At 63.4% G+C, this 1,707-nt stretch carries 2 protein-coding genes; both read right to left on the bottom strand.

What is annotated here, in order from left to right; translation table 11 throughout:
* The coding region (locus EOA60_RS31725; protein ID WP_164899720.1) for an ABC transporter permease at positions 1 to 665 on the bottom strand (665 nt) is incomplete at its 3' end.
* Complete coding sequence (locus EOA60_RS31730) at positions 655 to 1,560, bottom strand: ABC transporter permease (RefSeq protein ID WP_206522089.1); 906 nt, start codon at positions 1,558 to 1,560, stop codon at positions 655 to 657. The genes EOA60_RS31730 and EOA60_RS31725, both read right to left, overlap by 11 nt.
* Positions 1,561 to 1,707 lie beyond the last annotated feature (147 nt).

Consider the following 1,707-nt stretch of genomic DNA (forward strand, 5'->3'; position numbering starts at 1 on the left):
GGCACAGTCTGATGCTGGCCGGCGGTGAAGGTGGTGACGATGACCTCGTCGAAGGACAGCGCAAAGGCCAACATGCCGCCGGCAAGCAGCGCGGTTGCAATGTTGGGCAGCACGACATGCCTAAACGTCTGAAAACCGTCGGCGCCGAGATCCATCGAGGCCTCGATCATCGAGCCTGAGGTGCGGCGAAAACGGGCGACGGCATTGTTGTAGACGACGACCACGCAGAAAGTGGCGTGGCCGAGCACGATCGTCCAGAACGAGAACGGGATGTCGGCGAGCGCAAAAGCCGAGCGCAGCGCGATGCCGGTGATGATGCCGGGCAGCGCGATCGGCAGGATGACGAGCAATGAAATCGCCTCGCGGCCGAAGAAGCGCGTGCGCGAAACCGCAGCGGCGCAGAGCGTGCCAAGAACCAGCGCGATCGCGGTCGAAATGGCAGCGACGCGGATCGACAGCGACAGCGCCTCCCAGACATCCGGCCTGTTCCAGGTGACGGCGAACCATTGCGTGGTCAAACCCGGTGGCGGCCACACAAAACTCTTCTCTTCGGTGGTGAAGGCATAGACGAAGATCAAAAGGATCGGCAGATGCAGGAAGAGCAGGCCGCAGGCGGCGGCGATCTTCAGCCCGAGCGGAGCGGATTGGCCGCGATCAGAGCGCATCGAAAGCTCCCATGCGCTTGGCGCCCCACAGATAGAAGCCCATGAAGACGATGGGCACCACGGTGAAGGCGGCGGCTAAAGGAATGTTGCCGGCGGTGCCTTGCTGCGAATAGACGGCCTGGCCGATGAACAGGCGCGAGGTGCCGATGATCTGCGGGATGATGTAGTCGCCCAATGTCAGCGAGAAGGTGAAGATCGAGCCGGCGACGATGCCCGGCAGCGCCAGCGGGAAGAGCACGTTACGAAAGGTCTGGCCGGGCGAGGCGCCGAGATCGGACGAGGCCTCGACGAGGTTGCCGGGGACGCGTTCCAGCGCCGCCTGCACAGGCAGGATCATGAACGGCAGCCAGACATAGACGAAGACGATGAAGGTGCCGGTGAAGGAGACCGACAGCGAGTTGCCGCCAACGATCGGCAACGACAGCCAGGCCTCGAGCAGCCATAGCAGGCCGAGCTTGCCTAACAGCCAAGTGAGAATGCCTTCCTTGGCGAGGATCAGTTTCCAGGCGTAGATCTTGACCAGATAGCTCGACCAGAGCGGCAGCATGACGCCGAGATAGAACAGCGCCTTCCAGCGGCCGCGCGCATAGCGCGCCGCGTAATAGGCGATGGGGAACGCGATGACCGCGGAGGCGAGCGTCACGAGCGCCGCCATCGTCACCGTGCGCAGGATGATGTCGAGATTGGCGGCCTGGAACAGGTCGCCATAGGTCTTCAGCGTGAACTCGCGGTTGATCAGGCCGGAGAACTCGTCGATCGAGAAAAAGCTCTGCAAAAGCAGCGCGAAAAGCGAGCCTATATAGACGATGCCCAGCCACAGAAGCGGCGGCAGCAGCATGAGCAGCAAGAGAAGTATCGGCCGGCGCCAGAAGAGGTCGGAGAGCGCCCCGCGCATGCCGCCGTTGCCGGGCAGGATGGCGGGCACGGGCTTGGATTGAACAGCGGCGATTGTCATCGCGCCGCACCGACGATCAGATCAACGGCGGCAAGGCCGAGATCCTCCACACCCCCCTCTGGCCTGCCGGCCATCTCCCCCGCAAGG

The organism is Mesorhizobium sp. M1A.F.Ca.IN.020.06.1.1 (genome assembly GCF_004023265.1).
In the GTDB taxonomy this organism is placed as follows: Bacteria; Pseudomonadota; Alphaproteobacteria; order Rhizobiales; family Rhizobiaceae; genus Mesorhizobium.

Bases quoted from the DNA above. Each gene is read 5' to 3' on its own strand.
- EOA60_RS31730 (WP_206522089.1), bottom strand. From the start codon at position 1,560: ATGCGCGGGGCGCTCTCCGACCTCTTCTGGCGCCGGCCGATACTTCTC.